The following is an 18,233-nucleotide window of genomic DNA, read 5'->3' on the forward strand; positions in this document are numbered from 1 at the left end:
GTGCCCCAGACCGCCGGTGCGGACTCCTGACATCGGCACAGGGCGCGACCTTCGCAGGAGGTGCGATGAAGTTTGTACTGGCGTTCAACGGAAGTCGCGGTGATGTCCAGCCGGCGGTTGCCCTCGGTATCGAGTTGGACAGTCGCGGACATACTGTGACACTGGCGGTTCCACCGAACCTTGCCGAATTCGCAGGCGCCTCAGGACTGTCGACGCACTGTTACGGTCCGGACACGCGCACCCTGCTCGAATCCGAGTTGGTCTCCCGCGACCTCAAATCCGCGAATCCGGTCACCAAACTCCGCGCTGTGTCGGAGATCACGCTGCGGGGTGGTCGAACAATGCAGCGGGAGTTGATGGACCTGACGCCCGGGGCCGATGCGCTGGTCGGCGGCAGCGCCGGGCAGGAACGCGCGCTCAATGTTGCGCAGGTCCGCGAAATTCCCTACGTGCCGCTGCATTACTGCCCGGTCCGCCGCAATGGTCAGGTGTCGTTGGTCGCCCCCTCCCTCCTTCCCAAGCCGCTGATCCGCCCCGGCTGGAGGCTGGTCGAGCAGATCCTCTGGCGCGCCGGACGGTCGGCAGAGAAGGCACTTCTCGATGATCTGGGCCTCGACGACACCGGCGCCACCGTCGCATCCCGGATCGCCCGCCAGGGGGTTCCCGAGATCCAGGCCTACGACCCCGCCCTCTTTCCCGGACTCGCCGACGAATGGGGTGACGTCCGGCCACTGGTGGGGTTCCTGGGACTGGATCGATCAACCCGGACACGCATGGGAGACAGTACATCTGATCAGGACTTACTCGCCTGGATCGACTCGGGACCGCCGCCCCTCTACGTAGGTTTCGGGAGCATGACCGTCTCGGACCCCGAACGATTGATGCAGATCATCACCACTGCAACGGATCGACTCGGCCTCCGGGTTCTCCTGGCCACCGGGTGGAGCGGCCTCGAGCGGCCCGACGGCGGCGACCGGATGTTCGCGACCTCGACCGTCGACCATGATGCGATCCTGCCCCGTTGTATCGGCGCGGTGCACCACGGCGGCGCGGGTTCCACCGCAGCGGCCCTGCGGGCGGGGCTACCCACCGCGATCTACTGGGTCGGGGCCGACCAGCCCATGTGGGCTCGACAGGTTCGCAACGCCGGCGTCGGAGGCGGTGGCGCCCTCAAATCCATCGGTACGGAAGGCCTTCAGAACACCCTCGAATCGATCCTGACCCCGGAATACCGGCGCCGCGCGCAAGGGCTGGCCGAACGAATCGTGAGGCCGGAGAAGGCTGTCGCGCGGGCCGCAACACTGATAGAGAACGCGGCAGCGGGCCGGCGTCGACCCGGCGACGCCGGATGAAACTGGATACCATTGCGCAAGACGGCGTTCGCCGTAACCGACGTGCCCACGATCTCGCAGGGGGAGACAATGGATGCGAAGTGCCTGTCCGTGGTGGTGCCGACCTTCAATGAGGAAGAGATCATCGGGCAGTGCCTGACCCGCCTCACCGAGCAGTTGGATCACATCCTGGAAATCATTGTGGTCGACAATAATTCGACGGACGCAACCGTCGACATAGTGAGGTCCTTCGCCGACCGGTTCTCTGAGGTGATCCTGGTATCGGAAGAACGGCAGGGGCTGGTCTACGCGCGGAACACCGGGCTCGACGCCGCGACCGGACCGGCGATATCGCGCATCGACTCCGACACTCTGGTCCCCCCGGGCTGGGCCGAGACCATCGTCGATTTCCTCCACAGTGACACCGAGAAGCGTTGGGCTGCATTGTGCGGACGGGGCGAAGCGTACGGGCTCCCGTACGGCGATTCGATCGGCAATCTGAAGAAGAGGGTGGGTCTCCTGCGTCCACCACGTACCACCAAGAATACGGTCAAGGACGTTCCGGTGCTCTACGGATCGAACATGACCCTCCGTAGGGAGACCTGGCTCGAAGTGCGCGACAAGGTCAGCATGAGACGCGACGTGTTCGAGGACGTGGATTGCGGCCTGTGTGTGCAGGAATCCGGTGGACGCAACGCGTTCCTGGCCCACCTGACCGTGGGTGTATCCCCCCGGCGAATGGAGACGAGCATCCGCGGATTTGTCACCTACATGCTCTGCCTTCCTCGAACACTGCTCTTACACAAAAGGTTTGCACTTGCCGCAGCTGCGGCGACCATATACCTGCCGGCCATCACCATCCTGCATACCGGACGCTTGGTGATCATCCGCTCCTACGACAAGGAGACCGGGAGATTCTCGGCCAGGAACATCCTCCGGGCGAGTATCGACCGTGCCATGCCGTGATCGGTCGACGTGAGCAATCTTCGGTGCCATCACGTTTTGACCATGTACACCTTCAGAGTCAAGGGCGCGAATACCGCAAGAACCGCCAGCGCTCCGATCAGTGACCAGCCGATCTCAGGGCCGAATTGACCGTCGCCCGCCAGTTCCCGCACTGCTGTCACCAAGTGGGAGACCGGATTCACCGTCGCGAAGGACTGCATCCATCCCGGCATCGTGTCGATCGGCACCAGGGCATTGGACACGAACGTCAGCGGCATCAGCACAAGCATCGATACACCCTGCACGGTCGACGCCTTGTCCATCAGGACGCCCATCAGGGCAAAGATCCAACTCAACGCAAAGGCCACGACGATCACCAACAGGCAGCCTGCAAAGAGACCGACTGCACTTCCTGGTCGATAACCCATTGCAACACCGACGATCACGGTCACGGTGGTCGCTATCACGTACCGCACGACATCGGCGAGCAGTGAGCCCGCCAGCGGCGCGATCCGGGCAATGGGCAACGACTTGAATCGATCGAAGACCCCCTTGTCCATGTCTTCCCGCAGCTGCACTCCGGTGGTGACCGATGCCGCCACCGCGACCTGGACCAGGATGCCCGGCACCAGGGTCGGCAGGTATCCCGTCACGTCGCCCGCGATGGCCCCACCGAAAATGGTGGAGAACATGACGGTCAGGACGATCGGGAGGACCACCACATCGAAGAGCTGCTGTGGGTTGTGCTTGAGTTTGAGCAGACCTCGATGGGCCATCGTCCCGGACTGCCGGACGGCCTCTGTCATCGAGACATGCTGTGGCACTGCACGAGCTGACAACAAGGCGACAAGGGGATGCACCGATCGAACCGCTCGGGGGTCGGCCGCGCCGGCGATCGACACGTCTCCGGCGGTCACGCCGCATCCTCGTGCTGGGCGACGTCGGGTTCGTCCGACACCGGCTGCGGTTTCATCGGCTGGCCGGTGATCGAGAAGAACACCTCGTCGAGGCTCGGCTTCTGCACGCTGATCTCCTCGACGTCGATCCCGGCGCCGCGCAGGACAAAGAGCAACTCCGGCAACATCTCCAGGTCAGCAATCGGTGCCTCGATCTGCCCGGCAGGACCGGACACCACGATGTCGCCATCGACGAATCCGGCGACTATGGCTGCCGCGGCGGCGGCATGCGAGGGATCGGCGGGGACGAGAAGCAGTGTCGAACCCCCTACCGCGGCCTTCAGGTCGTCGGCTGTCCCATCGGCGACGAGGCGGCCGTGGTCGATGACGGCAATGCGGTCGGCCAGTTGATCGGCTTCCTCCAGATACTGCGTTGTGAGCAGGACTGTCGACCCCCCGGCCACGAGGTCGCGGACTGTGTGCCACATCTGAGCTCTCGTGCGCGGATCCAGTCCGGTTGTCGGTTCATCAAGGAACAGCAATGGCGGGCGGGAGATCAGGCTGGCGGCCAGGTCCAGTCGGCGGCGCATACCTCCGGAGAAGTTCTTCAGCGGACGGTCCGCCGCACCTTCCAGGCCGAACTCGTGCAACAGGTCCTCCGCCCTGACCTTGGCCCGGGTACGCGAGTGCCCCAGGAGTTTGGCGAAGACGACCAGGTTCTCGGTGGCCGTGAGATCTTCGTCCACCGACGCGTATTGCCCGGTGACACCGATCAGGGACCGAACGGCGGTGGCCTCACCGACCACGTCGAATCCGAAAACCCTGGCGCCGCCCGCATCTGGACGAAGCAGCGTGGCCAGCATTCGGACCGTCGTCGTCTTGCCGGCCCCGTTGGGGCCGAGAACTGCGTAGACCGAGCCTGCCGGAACGACCAGATCGATTCCGTCGACAGCTCGGAAGCCGCCGAAAGCCTTTGTCAGACCGACTGCTTCGATTGCCAGGTCAGTAGAAATGACGATGTCATCCTCCCTCGACTAGCGCGAGCCGCACAATCGTCGCGGCGCCGATGCTGACACGTCGCCTGTGCAGACAAATGTAACGATGCCGATCGTCGCTCCTTGGATATGACATACAGTTGGAACATCCACCCCAGACCCCCGAGCCGTTCTCCACAGCCCGCGGATCGGCTGCCAACAACAATAGGCAGCCAGTGCCGCCTCGGCAAGTACCCTCCGACGCCGTCGTGATCAGCTTCCTTCCCGATATTCATGCGAATATTCGGCCCTACCAGGCGAGTTCATGCCCTCGCAATATTCTTGTCATCACCCCGAAAACACATCGGAGGATTCGGCATTCACACGCACGTAACCGACAGGCGACAGCGCGGCGACCCGGTCGGTTCACGAAACACCCAGCAAGAAAGCGGGTTTCACGACGTCTTCTGATTTTTTCAATGGCTCGAGGCAACGCTCACCCCGATTTCCGTGACGAAGGACACTTTATCTGGCCGATGAAAAAATCGTAGTCCGGTTCTAAGCTTGAAAAGCGCACCCGAGAGCACGGCGCGTTCAGCAATCGCAATCATTCGACATTCTTCATTTGTCACACTCACTACCCGGAATCGGATGCAGACTCATGGAATTCACCGAACTTGCCGATTACGCACTACCGGCGGGGCACTTGACAGAATGGATCCCGACCACGGGCGACAATCTGAAGAGCTGGGCGATCGATGATCGGCCGCTGACCTACGAACACGAGAGCCACTACCTCCGGGGATCCGGTTCGTGCTCCGAAAATGATTGGCTTGGTGCAGTTTTCGAGATACATCATCGATACGACCGCGATGCGGTGCGGCGCACCCTGACAACTTGGATGCGCCGCCACGAAGCGTTCCGAACCACGGTCACCAAAGGTCCTGACACACCGGACGACCCGAACGTACTGCGCAGAAGCACCAACTCCGGCGAACAACTGGACGTCACACCCCTCGAGGTCGGGCTGCTCCGTACTGGTACGCGCGTACACCAACACCTGGCCGAACTCTTCGACACCAAGATCTCTCCCCTGCAGTGGCCTCATTGCCTGGCAGCAACGATTACCGGCGACAACACTTCTGGGCGATCCGGCTTCCTGCTGATCTTCGGTGCCGATCATTCGGTGATGGACGCCTATTCGATGCTGCTTTCGATCAACGAGATCCAAAGGATCTACGGCGCAGAGCTATACGGAACCGATGCGGGCCTTCCCGCGATCGGCAGTCACATAGACTTCAGCACCGCCGATCGTGCGATCGGAAGCCGACTGGACTTCGACGATCCGGTCGTCACCACCTGGAGGCAATTCTTGGACTCATCCGGCGGTGAGTTCCCGATGTTCTGCCTACCGGTGACGCCGAAGTCTTCGGCGATTGCACCCCATTCGCTTCAGAACGGTTCGTCGTCGTGGTTGTTGTCGGCGACCGAGGCCGACTCGATCAGCTCCCACAGCCGCCTGCTGGGAACCACCCTGGCCTCGGCGGTCATCGCGGCACTGGCGTTGGCGTCACGCGAACTCTCCGGCGAGGACACATTGCGGTTTGTCATGCCGATGCACACCCGCACCGAATCACAGTACGCGGAGTCGGTCGGGTGGTACGTCGGCATGATTCCAGTCGAAGTCGACATCACCGGTCTCGACACCTTCGCCGACTGCGTCGACGCGGCCGCAGACTCGGTGTCGTCCACCAAGAGCTTCTCCCGCTTCCCCTTCCCCCGCGTCGCGCAGCTCCTCGGCCACCATTCGGCGCCACGGTTCGTCGTGTCGTACCTCGACGTCAGATTCGTCCCGGGTGCCGGCGACTGGGAACAGTGGCATGCCCGCACGCTACGGAGCACGGCCTACTCGAACGACGAGGTCTACATGTGGATCGCGCGGACGCCGGTCGGGATGACGATCTCGGCGCGGTATCCCGGCAACAATGTCGCGACGACCAACGTCCACGGATTCATCGACGTGCTCGGCGCCATCCTGGGCGACGTGGCACACAGCGCGGTGGCAGTTCTCTCCGACAGCGTCGAGGGCAACCGCGCGGCAACACTTCCTCTGAGTTCTCTGACCGCGCTCGGGTCACGAGACAAGTTCCCGGCCTGAGGCGAAGCGAGGTAACTGTGATCATCACCGCGATGGACTGGTGGACACCCGAGGGGGGCACGCTCCTCGAATGGCATCCGACCGCCGCCGCCGCCGAACTCGCCGGCAGCGCGTTGCCGGATTGCGGCCCGGTGCCGTTCCTGCAGGCGAACCACGTCCGGGGTTGCCACACATCGGCCCTGGCGGGAGCTGACCACCACGCGTACCTGGGATCCGGCACCGACATCGACGGTGATCTGGACCGAGCCGCCTTGACCAGAGCCCTGTGCGCGTTCGTGAAAAGGCATGACGGGCTGCGAACCTTCTTCGGCACCAACGGAACCGAGGTGACACGCTACGTGGTCGCCCCCGCGGCGGTCGACTTCGAGGTCTCGGTTGCCGGCGCGTTCGACCAGGACTCGGAGTTCCGCGAGTACCTGCACCGGCGCCTGGCATCGGAGGCCTCCACCACCGACTGGCCCGGTTTCGCCTTCGGCGCCATCAGCCGGCCCGGCGGGTTCACCATCTACTACGGCTGCGATCACGCACTGACCGACGGCGCGTCCATGGCCATGGCCCTGACCGAGATAGCCGAGTTGTACGACTCCGATGTACGGGCTCACGCCCCGTCAGAGTTCGCGACGGCGGAGACCGCCGGCTTCATCGACTACGCCCGCGTGGAAGACCAGGTGGCACAGTCGTTCTCCCCCGACTCGCCAGAGCTGCGGGAGTGGGTTGAGATCTTTGACACGAACGCCATGACGATGCCGGGCTTCCCGTTGGACCTCGGGCTCGGGCCCGGCGAGAGCGCACCGGTGCGTCCGGTCGAACTCGACCTGCTCGATGCGACGGGTCTCGACGATTTCGATCGCGTTTGCAAGGCGTCGGGCACCAAGCTCATCAGTGGGATCTTTGCCGCGGTTGCGATCACGGAGTACGAGCTGGCCTTTCGCACAGACTATTTCGGCATCAGCGTCCTGAACACTCGAATGACCGCCGACTTCGCCCTGTCCCAAGGCTGGTTCTGCGCTTTTGCCCCGGTCGCATTCAACGTCTCGGGCTCACCGACATTCACCGACCTGCTGCCGTCCGCGCAGGCAGGCCACACCCGTGCGAAGCGCCTCGCTGCCGTACCCACGCCAACCGTACTGGGCGCGCTCCTCGCGGCAGGGGCCTCACCACAGGACGTTGCAAAGAGTCCAAATCTGCTGTCCTACATCGATTTCAGATGGTTCCCGGGCGACGGTACGCCGGCCTATGATCGTGGGGTCCTCTTCACGGGCGAAGGACGAACCTCGAACGCGTCGATGTGGTTCAATCGCGATCATTCGCGTCTGTACCTCGGCAGCCAGACACCGGACACCACCGTCGCCCGACTTTCGGTCAAGCGCTACCACGAACACCTCTGGACCGTGATCAACAGCGTTGTACGCGATGGGGACTACGCTGTACCCGAACCCTGCCCTGAGGAGTCCACGCTTGCACGTCACCACGATTGACCACTACACCCCCGCACCCGGCGGGCTGATGAGGTGGACGGTGGACTCGACCACAAGCGTGGCGATCGGCTCACAGGTACCCCTGTCGTTCAACCAGAGGTTTCACCTGGAAGCGGTCGACAGTGGAAGTGTCTGGCTTGCAGCCGCATTCGATGTCGACGGCCCGATTGTCCCCACCGCACTCGCTGCGGCCTACCGGCTGTTGATCAGCAGGCACGGTACGCTGCACAGCTCATTTGTGCGACGCGACGATCAGATCGATCGCGAGGTCCACGATCCCGACCGCCTGATCTTGCGGCCGGCTCCGACCATCATGACGTCCACCTCCGAAGAGTTGCGCCTGTTGCTTCGCAACGAACTCGACGCCGCGTGCCACCCATTCGACTACCCCGCATTTCTGCTCGCGGCGATCGACCGGGAGGACCGGTCGACGATCATCTGCGGATTCGACCACGTCCACGTCGATGCGTACTCGATGTCCATCATCGTCGACGACCTTCATCAGCTGTATCAGGGATGCCTGGCCACGCCGGATGGATCCGCCGCCGATTCACTGCCGATGGCCGGCAGTTTTGTGGACTTCTGTGCCGCAGAGTCGGAGGCAGCTGTCGTGACCTCCCGCGACCCGCGGATGCGGGCCTGGCTGACGTTCTTCGACGAACACGACAACACACCGCCCGCGTTTCCTCTCGAACTCGGGCTGTCGAAGGGACAGGTCGCTCCGCAGGCCGTTGATCTGCGCGGACTTCTGGACGCAGAGACGACACACGATTTCGAGGCCCTGTGCCGGCGAAACGGTGCCACTGTGTTCGCCGGCTTCCTGGCGGCGATGGCCTGGTGTATCCGCGAACTCGGTGGAGGGCCGCAGATGTCGTTGCTGTTCCCATTGCATACCCGGCGGTCAGAGGAGTGGCGTGGAGCAGTCGGATGGTTCACCACGAATGCACCCCTGAACGTCGTCGCGACCGACGACTTCATCGACTCGGTTCAGCGCACGGGACCGGCGCTGCGCAACGCGGTGAGCCTCGGTGAGATCCCTGTGCCCCACGTACTCGCGGCAATGGGCGGTCTCAGACCCCAACGAAACGACATCTTCATGGTGTCCTATGTCGACTATCGCCCCCTGCCGGGTTCGTCGGCGCACGAGAACATCAGTGCCCAGCACATCTCGAATGCGACTTCGGCCGACGATGCACAGTTCTGGCTCTCGCGTACCGACCGCGGATTGGCGTTGCGGACGCGGTATCCCGGAACACCCGCCGCGCAGGCTGTGATCGGAGAGTTCCTCGACAAGCTCGGTCAATTCCTGGCCAACATCAACTCCCCGCAACCGGCGCCCGGTTCTGGCACTAGTCTCATGGGGTAAACCAGCCAGTACCGCCCTGCGTCGATTTGGAGTGAATCCCGTGACCGTGGAGACCGACAACAACCCCGGCTTCGCCGACTACGTCCACCCCGAGCGTCTGGTGAGCACCGAATGGCTCAGTGCGCATCTGGGGACCAATGGACTGAAGATCATCGAGTCCGACGAAGATGTGTTGCTTTTCGACATCGGCCATATCCCGACCGCACAGAAGATCGACTGGCATCTTCACCTCAACGACCCGGTCACCCGCGACTACATCTCGGGCGAGCAGTTCGCGGAGCTGATGCGCAGCAAGGGTATTCGGCGTGACGACACCGTCGTCGTCTACGGCGACAAGAGCAACTGGTGGGCCGCGTACGCGCTGTGGGTGTTCACGCTGTTCGGGCACGAAGACGTCCGCCTGCTCGACGGTGGCCGCGATGCCTGGTTCTCCGAGGACCGCGACATCACGTTCGACGTGCCGTCGTACCCCGAATCGGAGTACCCGGTTGTCACCCGCGACGACTCGGTCATCCGCGTGTTCGCCGATGAGGTTCGTGGCCTCATCGGAACCGAACCATTGATCGACGTCCGGTCGCCGCAGGAGTACACCGGCGAGCGCACCCACATGCCGGAGTACCCGCAGGAGGGCGCGTTGCGTGGCGGCCACATCCCCACCGCCGTGTCGATCCCGTGGGCCAAGGCCGCCGCAGCGGACGGCCGGTTCAAACCGCGCGCCGACCTCGACACGTTGTACGCCGATTTCGATGCCGACGACCCGACAATCGTCTATTGCCGGATCGGTGAGCGGTCGTCGCACACCTGGTTTGTCCTGACCCATCTGCTCGGCTTCACGAAGGTCCGGAACTACGACGGATCGTGGACCGAATGGGGCAACGCTGTTCGGGCGCCCATCGCGGTGGGCGCCGAACCCGGCAGCCACAGCGGTCAGAGGTGACCGCGGCGCTCGACGAGATCGTCGAAGATTTCGCCGCCCTCTCGGATTCTGAAAAGATCCAGCTCCTGCTCGAGTTCTCGGACGACCTCCCCGAACTCCCCGAGAGTCTGGCCGAGGCGGCGATGGAACCGGTGCCCGAATGCCAGTCGCCGCTGTTCCTCTCGGTGGACAACAGCGACCCCGATTCGGTGCAGCTGTATTTCAGCGCACCACCCCAGGCTCCGACCACGCGCGGGTTCGCCTCGATCCTGTACCAGGGCCTCAACGGTGCCAGCGCGGGCGAGATCCTCGCTGTCCCTGCAGATTTCTACACCCGGCTCGGTCTGGACTCGGCGATCAGTCCGCTGCGGCTGCGGGGCATGTCCGCGATGCTCACCCGCATCAAGGCTCATCTGGGCGCCTCCGCCCGGCCCGCGGGGTCATGAAGTTCATCCAGATGATGGACCAGCCCGTCGAACCGGGTGGGCTGGTCGAATGGACGCCTTACACAGAGGGTGGGCTCGGCCGTTGGACCGAGGACTCACGCCCCACATCGCACAATCACGAACTGCATCTCCGCGGCGCGTTCGAGCACCGGCTCCGGACGCAGCGCGAGGGTGGTCGTGAATCGTGGCTCGGTCTGGCGATCGAGTTCGACGAACCCATGTCGGTGCCGGCCGTCCGGAGCACCCTCGCGGGTTGGATCGACCGGCACGAGGTCCTCCGCAGCCATGTCGTGATCTGGAGCGACCGGCTGGCCCGCATGACGACAGGGCCGGGCACCATCAAGCTGAGGATGGGCCGCGTGGGGTGGTACTCCGAACCCGCGCCGCTGCTCGATCAGCTCGGCGGCGCCTTCGACCGGGCCACCGCACCCCTGCAATGGCCCGCCTACATGTTCGCCACCGTTGCCCGGGAACGATCGTTCACGTTGTTGTTCGCCGGTGATCATTCACTGGTGGACGGCTATTCGCTGATCATGGCGCAGCACGAGCTGATCGCGCTCTACGGCGCAGCCCGGCGCCGGACCGATCATGCGCTCCCCGCGGTCGGTTCGTACGTCGACTTCAGCGCGTATCAGCGACGCGAGGCCGACGCAGCCGGCGCCGATCACGAAGCGATCGCGGTCTGGGCCGACTTCCTCAACGACACCGGCGGAAGACTGCCCGGCTTCGAGCTGGCGGACGACCCGGACGAGACCGGCGCACACGCCGATGCCGGTGACGCCGACCGCCAGGACGACGCCGCCCACACCACCTCGAACCTGGTTCCGCAGGGCTCGCTGACCTCAGCGCTGCTCGATGACGAGCAGACCAACCGTTTCACCGCCGTGTGTTCGGCGGCGGGTGGCTCGCTCTCGTCGGGTGTGCTCGCGGCGCTCGCCGCGGTGTACGCCGAACTCGGCGGCGGTCCGGTGTTGCGGTGTGTGATCCCCCGCCACACCCGCGGTGACCAACAGTGGTTCGGTGCACTCGGATGGTTTGTGGCCACGGTCCCCTTCCGGCTCGACACGACCGGAGCGTCAGATTTCGGTCAGCTGATCGATCGGGCATCCGACGAGATGCGCCGGGTCCGCAAAGCCGGCACGCTTCCCTTCCTCCGGGTCGGCGAGATCCTCGGCCAGGAACCGGGCGCCGCCGACTTCCCGGAGCCGAAGTTCGTGGTGTCGTTCATCGACCTGCGGTTCGCACCCGGGCACGCCGAGGCCGATGCCGGCCGGGCGCGAGTTCTGCGGAGCCACAACTATTCCTGCGACGAGGTCTACATCTGGATCAACCGGACGGCGTCCGGATTGCGGATCTCCGCACGGTTCCCGGCGCACGGTCGGACCCACAATCAGGTCGGACGCTACCTGTCCCGGTTCGGCGACTTTCTCAAACAGATCGGTGATCAGAGCACATTCGGATCCTTACCCGTGAGTAGGTAAACGTGATCGAAGACCACGTTCTCGGTTACCCGTGAGTAGCCAACCCGGGCCGAGCGAGCGATCCGTGGGTTGGAGTCGAGACTGATCCGCGAGGTGCTTAGACTCCACTGGAGTGCTGTCGTCCATCCACCGATGGACCAGTGCGCCACACCACAAGACGTCGATATCCAAGATCGATATCCACCACAGTGTCACCAACGCGCAGACACCCGCGCCCGACAGGAGATCCAGTGCCAAGTCACGCCAGCACAGCACTCACGAAAGTCCTCATCGCCAACCGCGGTGAAATCGCGGTCCGCGTCATCCGCGCCGCAAAAGATGCCGGACTGACCAGCGTCGCGGTCTACGCCGAACCCGATGCGGACGCGCTCTTCGTGAAGCTTGCCGACGAGGCGTTCGCCCTCGGTGGACAGACATCGGCCGAGTCCTACCTCGTGTTCGACAAGATCCTCGACGCCGCCGCCAAGTCCGGTGCCGACGCGATCCACCCCGGCTACGGCTTCCTGTCCGAGAACGCCGACTTCGCACAGGCCGTCATCGACGCCGGGCTGACCTGGATCGGCCCCTCACCGCAGTCGATCCGCGACCTCGGCGACAAGGTCACCGCGCGCCACATCGCGCTGAAGGCCGACGCCCCGATGGCGCCCGGCACCAAGGACCCGGTCAAGAACGCCGACGAGATCGTCGCCTTTGCCAAGGAACACGGCGTGCCCGTGGCCATCAAGGCCGCGTTCGGCGGCGGTGGCCGTGGCATGAAGGTCGCCTACACGATCGAAGAGATTCCCGAGCTGTTCGACTCGGCCACCCGTGAGGCCATCTCGGCCTTCGGCCGCGGTGAGTGCTTCGTCGAGCGTTACCTCGACAAGGCCCGCCACGTCGAGGCTCAGGTCATCGCCGACCAGCACGGCAACGTGATCGTCGCCGGAACCCGCGACTGCTCGCTGCAGCGACGCTTCCAGAAGCTCGTCGAGGAAGCTCCGGCCCCGTTCCTGACCGCCGAGCAGCGCGAGCGCATCCACTCATCGGCGAAGGCCATCTGCAAGGAAGCCGGATACTACGGCGCCGGCACCGTCGAGTTCCTCGTCGGCAGCGACGGCCTGGTCTCGTTCCTCGAGGTCAATACCCGCCTGCAGGTCGAGCACCCGGTCACCGAGGAGACCGCAGGCATCGACCTCGTCCGCCAGCAGTTCCGGATCGCCGCCGGCGAGAAGCTCGAGTTCACCGAGGATCCCGCTCCGCGTGGCCACTCGTTCGAGTTCCGCATCAACGGTGAGGATGCCGGTCGCGGCTTCCTGCCCGCACCCGGCCCCATCAGCGTCTACAAGGAGCCGACCGGCCCCGGTGTGCGCGTCGACTCCGGTGTGGTCGAGGGCGACGTCATCGGCGGCCAGTTCGACTCGATGCTGGCCAAGCTGATCGTCACCGGCGAGAACCGCGAGCAGGCCCTGGAGCGTTCACGTCGCGCACTGGCCGAGTTCCAGGTCGAGGGTCTGGCCACCGTGCTGCCCTTCCACCGCCACATCGTCTCCAACCCGGCCTTCATCGGCGACGGCGAGAAGTTCGACATCTACACCAAGTGGATCGAAACCGACTGGGACAACCAGATCGAGCCCTACGCCGGCGCACAGCCGATCGAAGAGGACGACGCCGAGCCTCGCAAGACCGTTGTGGTCGAGGTCGGTGGACGTCGCCTCGAGGTCTCGCTGCCCGGCGATCTGGCCATCGGTAACGGTGGCGGCAACGGCGCGGTCAAGAAGAAGCCGAAGTCGCGTACCCGCGCCAAGGGTGGCGCTTCTGCTGCCTCCGGTGATGCCGTGACCGCTCCCATGCAGGGCACCGTGGTCAAGGTCGCCGTCACCGAAGGCCAGGAAGTCGCCGCCGGTGAGCTGGTGGTGGTGCTCGAGGCCATGAAGATGGAAAACCCCGTCACCGCACACAAGGATGGCGTCGTCACCGGCCTGAGCATCGAAGCCGGCGCAGCCGTCACCCAGGGCACCGTCCTGTTCGAGCTCAAGTAGGCGGTAGCCATCGAAGCGGTCGAGATCAATGCGGGCGCGTGGTATCTCCGCGCGTACCGCGACGATGATCGGGTGTCCGACCGGCCGGCGCTGGCGCTGGCCGGCGTCACCGATCCCGACTATGTCCGATCGTGTGATGCGGGCTGGGCCGACGAGACCCGGTTCACCTGGGCGGTCTGCGAACCGACCACCGGCGAGATGCTTGCGGAGGTCGCCCTCGAACCCGAGGGCGACACCTACCTCGCACAGCTGACCGGTTTCGCTCGTGACGGCCATCAGGTCGCGCTCGAAGCGGCCAAGACGGTTGTCCGCCGATTCGGTGAAGGCGCGCTCGGCTACACGATCCGGGACTAGCGCGCCATACATCCACAATCGCTCCACTTAAACGAAGGCGCTCCGGGTATTCCCGGAGCGTCTTCGTATAGGTGGAGCGTTTGGCTGTTCACGGGTAGTCGCGGTCGACACCGCTGCCGAGGTCTCCACATTCGACGTCGATGACGTCGGCGCGGCCGGCGAGGTACGGCCCGGCACCACGATCACCCGACAAGACCTCGAGCACCGCATCGAGGTGATCGGCGCCGAGATAGACCGGATGCCCGGCTGTGCCGGAATGTGTCGCCCTGGCCAGCGCTGTCCGAGTCGGGCCGGCCGCCTCCAACAGTCTGGCCACCTGCTCGGCGGTCGTGTCCGGGATGTCAACAACATGTAAAACCACTCCGGTCAGCCCCTCCCGTTCACGGGCCCGGATCAGGCCCGCCCGGACCGATTCACTCAGCCCGTCGTGCCACTTCTCCACCCGCACGGCCCGAGCATCGGGCGGCATCTCGGGTTCGGCGGCGCCCACCGTCACCAACACCTGCGTGCACCCGCCCCCGGCCAGTGCACGAACTCCCGACCGCAGCCATTCACCTTCTCCGGCAAGCACTTTCGGCATCCCGAACCGGGTTCCACCGCCAGCCGCGAGCAGCACACCCACCACCTCGGGTGGTGCGGTCCGCCCCTCATCACCGAGTCCCACGCGATTCACCGCCAACCTCTCCGGCCCCTCCCGCGACAACGTCTGCCGCGACAACCATCACACACGAATCGCGGGCCCGGGTCCGCCGCCGCCCGATATATCCGATCCGCTCGCCGAGCGGACGACTCCGGTTGGGGCGATCCTGTGATCCATGCGCATTGCGGCCGGACCTGCCGGCCGCTTCGCGCCGACGTTGGAACACATATCTCCGAGGCGGGCCGATGAGCAGCGAGACCGAGAACGACAGCACACCCGGCGACCCGACACCCGCGCCTGTGAAGCAGAAGAAGAAGCGCGTTCATCCGGTCGACGAGGTCCCGCCGGCCGGCAAACTCGTCACACTCGGCCTGCAGCACGTCATCGCCTTCTACGCCGGCGCCGTCCTGGTGCCGTTGATCATCGCGGGTGCGATCGGCCTCGATGACGAAGCGTTGACGATGCTCATCACCGCCGACCTCTTCACCTGTGGGATCGCCTCGTTGCTGCAGGCGGTGGGCATCTGGAAGATCGGGGTCCGGCTCCCCCTGTTGCAGGGCATCACCTTTGCCGCGCTCGCACCGGTCATCAAGATCGCCAACGAGAACGGCGGCGGCCGGGTCGGGCTCCTCACCGTGTACGGCGCCGTCATCTGTGCCGGCGTGTTCACGTTCTTCATCGCCCCGTACTTCGCGAAACTCATCCGGTTCTTCCCACCGGTGGTCACCGGTTCGGTGATCACCATCATCGGTATCGCGCTGCTGCCGGTGGGCATCGGTGACGCCACCACCGACCCGGCCACACACACCTCGGACCCCGGGAACAGTCGCTGGTTGATCTACGCCATCGGCACCATCTTCTTGATCGTCCTGATGCAGCGCTTCTTCCGGGGATTCCTCGCGACCATCGCGGTGCTCCTCGGATTGGTCATCGGCACCTTCATCGCGTGGACACTGGGCGACACGAGCTTCAGCCCGGTCGCCGACGCCGATTGGGTGGGTTTCACACCACCGTTCGCGTTCGGTATGCCACGCTTCGACATCATCGCGATCGTCTCGATGATCGTGGTCCTGATGATCATCGCCGTCGAGTCCACGGGTTCTGTCTTCGCGACCGGCGAGATCGTCGGCAAGCGCATCAAGAAGGACGACATCGCCGCGACGGTCCGCGCCGACGGTCTGGCCACGGTCATCGGCGGCATCTTCAACTCCTTCCCGTACACCGCGTTCTCCGAGAACGTCGGCCTGGTCCGGCTCACCGGGGTCAAGAGCCGTTGGGTGGTCGCAGCCGCGGGCGGGATCATGATCATGCTGGGCCTGCTCCCCAAGACCGCGAAGGTTGTCGAGGCGATCCCGGCGCCAGTACTCGGCGGCGCCGCGATGACCCTGTTCGCCACTGTTGCCGTTGTCGGCATCCACACGCTGGGCAAGGTCGACTTCACCGATCACCGCAACCTGATCATCGTGAGCACCTCGCTGGCGATGGGTCTCTACGTCGAGTTCTCGCAGTCGTCGGCACCCTCGCAGGCGATCGTGGACGGGGAGGTCGTCGACATCCCGGCCACGTCGGGCGTCGACCAGGCCGTCCCGGGACTCCTGGAGATCCCGTTCGGTGCCGGCATCACAATGGGTGCCCTGACGGCGATCCTGTTGAACATCTTGTTCTTTCACACCGGAAGTCGCGGTGTGGCCGTGGCCGGAAGCGGTTCGATACGGCTTGCACAGGTGAACGAGATGACCCAGGAGCAGTTCCGTGAGACGTTCGGCAGCCTGGTCCAGGACGTCACCTGGGTGCTTGACCGCGCGTATCAGCAGCGGCCGTTCGACAGCGCCCATGACCTGCGCGCCTCATTCCAGGAAGCCCTGCTCACCGGCAGCGACGACCAGCAACTCGAATTGATCCGGTCCTTCCCCGATCTCGATGCAGAAGACGAAGTCGGCGACATGGTCGCGTCCGATCACACCGCACTGTCCAATCTCGAAGAGGACGAGCACGATAACATCGTGGAGATGGCCAAAGCCTATCGTCAGCAATTCGGTTTTCCGCTGGTGATCTGCGCCCGCGAGACCGAGCGTTACGAACGGGTGCTGCGCAACGGCTGGACCCGGATGGACAACGCCGCCACCAGTGAGAAGTCGTTCGCCCTGATCGAGATCGCGAAGATCGCGAACTATCGTTTCGACGATCTCGTCGCCGATGCCAACCCCATCATCACGGCGCGGTTCAACCGTTTCCAGGACGTAATGGGCTGATGCACAACCTGATAGACGCGTTTAGAAGAAACCAGACGGAGGCACCACGTGCGACGAGTTGACTGGCGGGGCCTGGAGAGCTTCAACGAATTGCGCCAGAGCCAAGCGATTCATGCCCTGTACGAATGCTGCACTTCCCGGATCTGGGCGATCCGGGTGGCTGCCGGGCGCCCATTTGTCGACCAGGAGGCCCTGTTCGAGCGCGCCGACCTGATCCTGGCCGAGCTCACCGACGCCGACCTCGACGAAGCCCTCGACGGTCATCCACGCATCGGCGACAAACCGGACAACGCGTCGTCGGCGAGCGAGCAGTCCGGTGTCACCGGCGCCGAAGCCGAGGTCCTCAACGACCTCCGGAAGGGCAATGCCGAGTACGAGGCCAAGTTCGGCCATGTCTACCTCGTGTTCGCGAACGGTCGTCCGGCAGCAGAGCTCCTGGCAATTCTCAAAGAGCGCTTGCGGAACAGCCCCGAGACCGAACGGCGCGTTATGCGGATGGAGCTGTCGAAGATCAATCGGCGACGACTCACTGTCATGCTGGAACCGGCGGTGCGATACGTCACCGACGAAGACGCGCTCACCTCGTGATCCCAACCGGTCGAGGTGGGATGATCGGAGAATGTGGATGATGGTGGTCACGCGGTGAGCAGTTTGAGTACCCATGTTCTCGATGCGGTCACCGGTCTCCCGGCAGCTGGCATGCATGTCGAACTCTGCACATCCGACGGAGTCAAGATAGCCTCTGGTACAACCGATTCCGATGGCCGGATCGGCACATTCGGCGACGGCGACCTCGCCGCGGGTACATATCACCTGATATTCGGAACCGGAAACTGGTTCGGCGACCGACAGATAGAGCACTTCTACCCGGAGGTGTCCATCGCTTTCGCCGCCACCGACACCTCGCGGCACTATCACGTGCCGTTGTTACTCAGTCCGTATGCCTATTCCACGTATCGGGGTAGCTGAGCCAGAAAG

Annotated in this window: 16 protein-coding genes; 13 read left to right on the forward strand and 3 right to left on the reverse strand. The window is 64.3% G+C overall.

Annotated features, from left to right (window positions below):
- Positions 1–65 precede the first annotated feature (65 nt).
- Together VIQ49_RS12930 and VIQ49_RS12935 are read left to right on the forward strand one after the other, a co-directional pair.
- On the forward strand, positions 66–1,352 hold the full coding sequence (locus tag VIQ49_RS12930; protein ID WP_331885143.1) for a glycosyltransferase: 1,287 nt from the start codon (positions 66–68) through the stop codon (positions 1,350–1,352).
- Between the two features lie 69 nt (positions 1,353–1,421).
- The gene (locus VIQ49_RS12935) at positions 1,422–2,297 is read left to right on the forward strand and encodes a glycosyltransferase family 2 protein (RefSeq protein ID WP_331885145.1); all 876 of its coding nucleotides are present in this window, start codon (positions 1,422–1,424) and stop codon (positions 2,295–2,297) included.
- Positions 2,298–2,326: 29 nt separating this feature from the next.
- Here VIQ49_RS12935 and VIQ49_RS12940 read toward each other — a convergent pair whose 3' ends face one another.
- Entirely contained in the window at positions 2,327–3,118 is a 792-nt protein-coding gene (locus VIQ49_RS12940; protein WP_331885184.1) for an ABC transporter permease, read from the reverse strand.
- A gap of 71 nt (positions 3,119–3,189) precedes the next feature.
- Positions 3,190–4,191: an ATP-binding cassette domain-containing protein gene (locus VIQ49_RS12945; protein WP_331885186.1), complete on the reverse strand. Its 1,002-nt coding sequence runs from the start codon at positions 4,189–4,191 to the stop codon at positions 3,190–3,192.
- A 616-nt stretch (positions 4,192–4,807) separates the two neighbouring features.
- Here VIQ49_RS12945 and VIQ49_RS12950 point away from each other — a divergent pair.
- From VIQ49_RS12950 to VIQ49_RS12985, 8 genes are all read left to right on the forward strand, one after another.
- Positions 4,808–6,304: a condensation domain-containing protein gene (locus VIQ49_RS12950; RefSeq protein ID WP_331885147.1), complete on the forward strand. Its 1,497-nt coding sequence runs from the start codon at positions 4,808–4,810 to the stop codon at positions 6,302–6,304.
- A 17-nt stretch (positions 6,305–6,321) separates the two neighbouring features.
- Positions 6,322–7,782, forward strand: a complete 1,461-nt coding sequence (locus VIQ49_RS12955; RefSeq protein ID WP_331885149.1) for a condensation domain-containing protein — start codon at positions 6,322–6,324, stop codon at positions 7,780–7,782.
- A gap of 40 nt (positions 7,783–7,822) precedes the next feature.
- Positions 7,823–9,148, forward strand: a complete 1,326-nt coding sequence (locus tag VIQ49_RS12960; protein ID WP_331885151.1) for a condensation domain-containing protein — start codon at positions 7,823–7,825, stop codon at positions 9,146–9,148.
- A gap of 40 nt (positions 9,149–9,188) precedes the next feature.
- Positions 9,189–10,085, forward strand: a complete 897-nt coding sequence (locus VIQ49_RS12965; protein ID WP_331885153.1) for a sulfurtransferase — start codon at positions 9,189–9,191, stop codon at positions 10,083–10,085.
- Positions 10,082–10,510, forward strand: a complete 429-nt coding sequence (locus tag VIQ49_RS12970; RefSeq protein ID WP_331885155.1) for a SufE family protein — start codon at positions 10,082–10,084, stop codon at positions 10,508–10,510. Before VIQ49_RS12965 ends, VIQ49_RS12970 begins: the two co-directional genes overlap by 4 nt.
- Positions 10,507–11,991, forward strand: a complete 1,485-nt coding sequence (locus VIQ49_RS12975) for a condensation domain-containing protein (protein WP_331885157.1) — start codon at positions 10,507–10,509, stop codon at positions 11,989–11,991. Before VIQ49_RS12970 ends, VIQ49_RS12975 begins: the two co-directional genes overlap by 4 nt.
- Positions 11,992–12,221: 230 nt before the next feature.
- Positions 12,222–14,009 (forward strand): acetyl/propionyl/methylcrotonyl-CoA carboxylase subunit alpha, encoded by a 1,788-nt coding sequence (locus VIQ49_RS12980; RefSeq protein ID WP_331885159.1) that lies wholly within the window; start codon positions 12,222–12,224, stop codon positions 14,007–14,009.
- Between the two features lie 9 nt (positions 14,010–14,018).
- Positions 14,019–14,363 (forward strand): hypothetical protein, encoded by a 345-nt coding sequence (locus VIQ49_RS12985; RefSeq protein ID WP_331885188.1) that lies wholly within the window; start codon positions 14,019–14,021, stop codon positions 14,361–14,363.
- A gap of 88 nt (positions 14,364–14,451) precedes the next feature.
- Here the strand turns inward: VIQ49_RS12985 and VIQ49_RS12990 are convergent, their stop codons facing one another.
- Positions 14,452–15,027 carry a nucleotidyltransferase family protein gene (locus tag VIQ49_RS12990; protein ID WP_331885190.1) on the reverse strand — a complete coding sequence of 192 codons (576 nt, stop codon included), beginning with the start codon at positions 15,025–15,027 and terminating at the stop codon, positions 14,452–14,454.
- A 221-nt stretch (positions 15,028–15,248) separates the two neighbouring features.
- Here VIQ49_RS12990 and VIQ49_RS12995 point away from each other — a divergent pair, with 221 nt between their 5' ends.
- The 3 genes from VIQ49_RS12995 to uraH are packed head-to-tail and all read left to right on the forward strand — an operon-like array spanning position 15,249 to position 18,224.
- A complete protein-coding gene (locus tag VIQ49_RS12995; protein WP_331885161.1) occupies positions 15,249–17,255 on the forward strand; it encodes a solute carrier family 23 protein in 2,007 nt (668 codons plus the stop codon).
- Positions 17,256–17,303: 48 nt separating this feature from the next.
- Positions 17,304–17,843: a 2-oxo-4-hydroxy-4-carboxy-5-ureidoimidazoline decarboxylase gene (gene uraD, locus VIQ49_RS13000; protein ID WP_331885163.1), complete on the forward strand. Its 540-nt coding sequence runs from the start codon at positions 17,304–17,306 to the stop codon at positions 17,841–17,843.
- A 54-nt stretch (positions 17,844–17,897) separates the two neighbouring features.
- A complete protein-coding gene (gene uraH / locus VIQ49_RS13005) occupies positions 17,898–18,224 on the forward strand; it encodes a hydroxyisourate hydrolase (RefSeq protein ID WP_331885165.1) in 327 nt (108 codons plus the stop codon).
- Positions 18,225–18,233: the final 9 nt, after the last annotated feature.

Origin of the sequence: Williamsia sp. (genome assembly GCF_036566845.1) — a bacterium.
In the GTDB taxonomy this organism is placed as follows: Bacteria; Actinomycetota; Actinomycetes; order Mycobacteriales; family Mycobacteriaceae; genus Williamsia.